The 5592-nt window shown below is 45.1% G+C and carries 5 protein-coding genes and 1 pseudogene; 3 read left to right on the top strand and 3 right to left on the bottom strand.

Features of this window, described 5'->3' with window-relative positions; genetic code table 11:
- The first annotated feature begins 630 nt into the window (after positions 1 to 630).
- From AB7S66_RS10965 to AB7S66_RS10955, 3 genes are read left to right on the top strand one after another with little or no spacing between them, the layout of a single operon-like run.
- A complete protein-coding gene (locus AB7S66_RS10965; RefSeq protein WP_428519953.1) occupies positions 631 to 2571 on the top strand; it encodes an FAD-dependent oxidoreductase in 1941 nt (646 codons plus the stop codon).
- Positions 2572 to 2577: 6 nt separating this feature from the next.
- Positions 2578 to 3564 (top strand): polyprenyl synthetase family protein, encoded by a 987-nt coding sequence (locus AB7S66_RS10960; protein WP_160526126.1) that lies wholly within the window; start codon positions 2578 to 2580, stop codon positions 3562 to 3564.
- Positions 3565 to 3572: 8 nt separating this feature from the next.
- Positions 3573 to 3845, top strand: a complete 273-nt coding sequence (locus AB7S66_RS10955; protein WP_117330142.1) for a hypothetical protein — start codon at positions 3573 to 3575, stop codon at positions 3843 to 3845.
- Between the two features lie 34 nt (positions 3846 to 3879).
- Here the strand turns inward: AB7S66_RS10955 and AB7S66_RS10950 are convergent, their stop codons facing one another.
- The 3 genes and pseudogenes from AB7S66_RS10950 to AB7S66_RS10940 all read right to left on the bottom strand — a co-directional run bounded on the left by AB7S66_RS10950 (position 3880) and on the right by AB7S66_RS10940 (position 5552).
- Positions 3880 to 4722 (bottom strand): PAS domain-containing protein, encoded by an 843-nt coding sequence (locus AB7S66_RS10950; RefSeq protein WP_428519950.1) that lies wholly within the window; start codon positions 4720 to 4722, stop codon positions 3880 to 3882.
- A gap of 129 nt (positions 4723 to 4851) precedes the next feature.
- Positions 4852 to 5007 (bottom strand): annotated as a pseudogene (locus tag AB7S66_RS10945) (DUF438 domain-containing protein); the annotation flags it as partial.
- Positions 5008 to 5108: 101 nt separating this feature from the next.
- Entirely contained in the window at positions 5109 to 5552 is a 444-nt protein-coding gene (locus tag AB7S66_RS10940) for a CBS domain-containing protein (RefSeq protein WP_117330145.1), read from the bottom strand.
- Between the last annotated feature and the right edge of the window lie 40 nt (positions 5553 to 5592).

The raw sequence follows: 5592 nt of genomic DNA, 5'->3' as shown, positions 1-5592 counted from the left end.
AAATATACGCCATCTGCGTATGTTCCAGTTGCCACAGGTGCCGTTGCAGAAACAGTCGGTGCAGCTTTCGGTGCAGCAGTAGCTGCCTGGGTTTCTTCACTCTCTGACTTGGCACAACCAGCAAAGGTAAGCATGATAGCCAAGACGGTCAGAACCAGCAATAGATGTTTTTTCATCGTAAGATACTCCTCAAATACTTGAAAATCGTTCGAACATTATCTATATATAATCATATACTGATTTTTGACACACATGCAATATCGTCATAAAATTATCAATAGTAATTTTTAGTAACAATAAATTGTCATTATTTACTTATATTTAATAATGTTATACAGAATAGTATACCCATTGCTTTACTCTGATATCAAAAATGTGTCAAAAAAAATTTACAAATTTCTTTACGGTAAGTTCCGCTCGCAGGAGCATTACCTTACAAGGAACGAACTCCTGTAGCGCATGAATAAATAAGGATTTGTGTATTTTGTATCGATAAAAACATGGTATAATTGCATTAATTCCTAGTTTTATGCTAGAGTGTTTTCTTATGAGACCAGGTGGGGTGGTAATACCTTTTCTCACCTTTTTACTATATCTCTCTGTACCCGCATAGGGCCAACAAGGAACGTGATGATGGACAAGAAACAGATTGTTATTTTGGGCGGAGGCTATGCAGGAGTGCATGCAGCAAAAGCACTGCACAAGGCATTCAAGAAACAGAAAGACAAGGTTGAGATTACCTTAATCGACAAGAACAGCTACCATACTCTTATGACTGAGCTGCATGAGGTTGCAGGAAATCGTGTTGATGAGGAATCGGTTAAAATTTCTTATGATCGCATTTTCTCAGGCAAGATGGTGAATGTCGTACAAGACAAGATTACCAATATCGATTTCAAAAAGCAGGTACTTACTGGAGAGAAGTCAACCTACTCCTATGACCAACTTTTGATCAGCACTGGTGCCCAAACTGCCGATTTCAATATTCCCGGGGTAAAGGAACATGCTTTCTACCTGTGGGGGCTCGAGGATGCACTGAAGATCCGCACCCATATTGAATACATAGTACGTGATGCTGCTAAGGAAGTCGATGAAGAAAAGCGCAGAGAGATGCTTACTTTCGTAGTTGCAGGTGGTGGCTTTACCGGCGTAGAGATGATGGGTGAACTGATAGAATGGCTTCCCGTCCTCTGCAAGAAACATGGTATTGACTTCAAGAAAGAAGGGCGATTGATCCTCTGTGAGGGACTGGGAAATATCCTGAATATGCTTCCAGAAAAACCACGGGAAAAAGCGGTCAAACGTATGGAAAAGAAGGGTGTTGAAATTATGCTCAACAGCCTGATTACAAATGTTGAAGCAGATAGGTTCACCACCAAGAATGGGGATGTCATAAAGACCAGAACACTGATTTGGACCTGTGGAGTGCGTGGTACTGAATTCTGTGAGAGGCTTCCCCTCTCCGATGGAAGAATCGGGAGAAAAGCCGTAAACGAGTTCATGCAGAGCCCCGACTACCAGAACGTTTACCTTGCCGGCGATGGAATGTGGTTCATCGAGGATAATCGTGCTGTCCCGCAGATTGTTGAGGCGGCAGAACAAACTGCAAAGACTGCTGCTGAAGGTATTATCTATACCATCAAGCAAGAACTTGGATTGGAGGCAACGCCACCAAAACCATATAAATCTAATTTCCATGGGTATATGGTATCCATCGGAGGGGCCTATGCGGTAAGCCACACAGCAGGCATCTCTCTTTCAGGGTTCTTTGCCGTTGCACTGAAGCATATCGTTAATTTGTACTATCAGAGTGGGGTTTGTGGAGTCAATGCAATCTGGGCATATATCAAGCATGAAATTCTCGAGGTCAAAGACAAACGTTCGTTGATTGGCGGACTGGCTACCTACAAAATTCCTTCCTATTGGACTGTGTTCCTTAGAATGTACCTTGGTGTCATGTGGCTCATCGAAGGTATCAAGAAGATCGCGGAAGGCTGGCTTACCGATACCACTGGGTCGAAGGTATACTGGGGAGCTCCTGCAGATGCAGGGTCAGCAGACAGTTTGGCATCTGCAAGCCAAGCAGCAGTGGAAACTGTAGTGGAAACTGTAGCATCTGCAAGCCAGGCGGTAGGGGATGCTGCTTCTGGTGCAGTCCAACAGCTTGCACCTCCTCTGCTCTCTCAGCCTCTTGGAATCTTCACATGGGTCAATGATACATTCGTTGCCCAAGCTCCTTATTTCTTCCAGATTATGATTGTTCTTGCAGAGACAGGTATTGGACTCCTGTTCCTTGTCGGTCTCTTCACCTTCCCGGCGGCTATTGTATCCATCGGCCTCTCTATCATGTTCCTCATCGGAGCAATGGCAGGAAAGGAAATCCTTTGGTACATAGCAGTATCCATTGTCATGCTCGGTGGGGCTGGAAAGGCCTTTGGATTGGATTACTGGGTCATGCCATACATAAAGAAACTTTGGAACAAAACCCCACTTGCAAAGAAAACCTATTTCTACCTCGATGAACCTGAGTTCACACGGAAACAGATGGAAAAGAAGTTGGGCAGGAAGTAGGCAATCATGTCAGATTTTTGGGACGATGAGCCTCACATCCAAGCACAGCTCCAGGTAGTCCGAAAAACAATTGGGCAAACCGTTGCCACCGCACATGGTTTTATCAAGCCAATTCTTGAAGATTATGTGAACAGCACCGGTAAAATGCTTCGTCCTGCCTTAGTGCTCATCACCAGTATGATCGGTGATCAGGATCGCAGCGAGGATGCTATCAGGGTGGGCTCAGTTATTGAGCTCATCCATCTTGCATCATTGGTGCATGATGATATTATCGACCGAGCCCCAAAACGACGAGGCAATACTTCTGTCTATGCGAAGATAGGCGCTAAACAGGCTGTACTGGCAGGAGATTTTCTCCTAGCACGTGCTTTGTCACTTGTCAGCGGAAAAGAACGGGGCGGCGATAGCCAGGTTGTATCACGAGCGCTGACGCGTCTCTGTGAGAGTGAACTTGAACAGGATGCTGGACAAGGAGATTTCTTCATAGACCGAAACACCTATCTTCGTCGGATTGGTGGAAAAACCGCCAGCCTTTTTGCACTAAGCTGCTATAGTGGTGTAGCGCTGCAGGAAATCAATGAAACAATGAACAAACTTGCCCATCGCATTGGTTACTGCATGGGAATGGCATTCCAGATTCAAGACGATATTTTGGATTATATCGGAAGTAGCAAAAAACTTGGCAAGCATACCGGTGGTGATGTGAAGAGCGGTATTCCTACCCTACCGCTTATCTGTGCCTTGGAACTAGAGAACGAATGGGGCAAACAAGAATTGAAGAACGTACTCACGGACAGAAAAATCCCGTTGGACCAACGTACCACCAAACAAGTTCTCTCACTGGTGGAAGAACTGGGTGGTATACAAAAAGCGCAATTTCTTGCAGAATCCTATAAGATGCGAGCTTTGGAAGAGATACACCGCCTCGGAAACCCTGAGGTTGAGCGTATGTTGATTTCCCTGTTTGAAAAATTATCTGCTCGCTCAGTATAGGAATTGTTATGGATACTACATATAATCTTGATGCTGATCTCAGCGGTGAAGAACGAGTCTTCCATGATTCGTATGATAGGACACTGCTGTACCTTGAAAATCGACAAAAAATGGCACCTGTGTCTTTGATTGTTCTTGAAGGAGAGCTCCATCATCTCACTGTTTATGAAGGACAGGATTGGGTGGGGCGTGGCGAATTGAAGAACAGCGAGATACAGGGGCAGATTTACGCCTACATTGCATTCATCGGCAAGATGAAAGAAGAGCTGCAGAACGAGTAACCACCCTGTAGCTCCTAATGCTATCGATTAATCATCAACCAAGCAACGTCTTCTGACCATCCAAGCTTCTCAGCCCAGAAATTTCCTCTGTTACTTCAAGCACACCATGATACTCCTGATTGTTGTTTCTCACGGCATAGTAACGGATCAAGATGAACTGGGAACCCTTTTGGATCCAGAAAGACCCATTGCCCTTTCTCCCTGCCTTGAAGTCAGAAATCAGCTTCTCCACCACTGCAAGACTCTTCGGTGGATGACAATGCTCAACATCACGTCCGATGATACTCCGTGTTCTCGGGAAGATACGTTCCTTGCCCTCACTGAAGAAGCGGACCTTGTCATCGGCTCCAACAAAGGTAATATCAGAGAGTAGGGTATTCAGCGTCCAAGCCAACTCTTCCAAGGTAAAATGACCACTGGGAAGTTTGATTTCTCCACTTACTTCCTGATTGGGGATAAAGTCATCCTTGCCGTTCATACTCGCATTCCAGCGATACCAGGTGGCTGCATCAGAAGGGCTTGCTTCTTCGATGCCACCACCATTGAAACAACATCCGATTTCGGTACTATCGCGAGCAACGGTCAACCAAGCATCATTGTCCATGCAACCATGAAGCATTGGTATGAGGATGTTGTTCTCTTTATCAATCATGCTTCTCACCTGTTTTTCAACGCGGGCAAGCTCACTCTCAAGTACCTCTCCGTTGGTTTCCAATGTACGGATCAGTAGCTTGTACATCCCCCTGATTTCATCATCAACACCCCACATCACCTTAGGAGGGGCGGTAATTCCTGCCTTCTCAAGGTAAGGGAAAAGGAGGTTCTCTTTTCTGGAATAGTGGTTGCCAATCTTGCTGAGACTCTTGAGTGCTGCCAAGAGATCAGCTCATGTCCGTTCATTATTATCAGAGTTACAAGCTTTTACTGCCGTTGTAAACGCTCCATCCAGAAAAGCGAGCAATCCCTCATTTTTCTTGAGGAACACAAAGGCAGGAAGGCCTGCAGTCTACTCTATGGTTTGTCCACCATTGATCTCTTCCACACTCCCGCCAAAAATGGAAGCATGTACATCACAGAGTTTCTGCACTTGTTCTTCGTTAATCTTTCCTTCTTCAATCAGTTTCTTTTCAGCTGTAGCTAAGTCTTCTGCACTGATGGTCCCGAATTCTGTTTCGTATTAATTCCTACCTACATGATTTGAATGCTAAAAAGCGCTCCAACAGCGAAGCGCTTTTTGTAAAAATGTGTATGCAATTTCCTCTCTTAGTAGGCATTTGTTATATAGTGTTCCAATTCGCCAATTTCAAAATCACGCTCCTCAAGAGCCGCCTTGACTACATCGCCGATTGACACCATACCGATAACTCGGTCATTGTCCACAACAGGAAGGTGGCGGAATCTACCAGCAGTCATAAGCTGCAAGCAGTCATCAAGATTCTGCTCAGGTTTGATGCAGGTGACACCTACTGTCATCACTTCCTTTACGGGAACTGATGCCGTATTCAGGTGCTCCAACCTGTGAGAGAAATGGCGGACAATGTCTCGCTCTGAGAGAATTCCCTTGATATCCCCATTCTCATTAAGTACCAACAGTGCACCAATCTTATGCTCGGTAAGCTTCAAAAGGGCATGTGCCAAAGTATCTTCAGGGGTGATACTGTAAACGGTGCTTCCCTTTTGATCCAGAATTGATTGTACGTTCGCCATACATAACCTCCATTTCGTATATTATCTAACTCCCTTCTAC

The organism is Sphaerochaeta sp. (genome assembly GCF_050178175.1).
Classification (GTDB): domain Bacteria; phylum Spirochaetota; class Spirochaetia; order Sphaerochaetales; family Sphaerochaetaceae; genus Sphaerochaeta.
The sequence above is the reverse complement of the archived record's forward strand: the minus strand, read 5'-3'. Positions and strand labels throughout refer to the sequence as shown.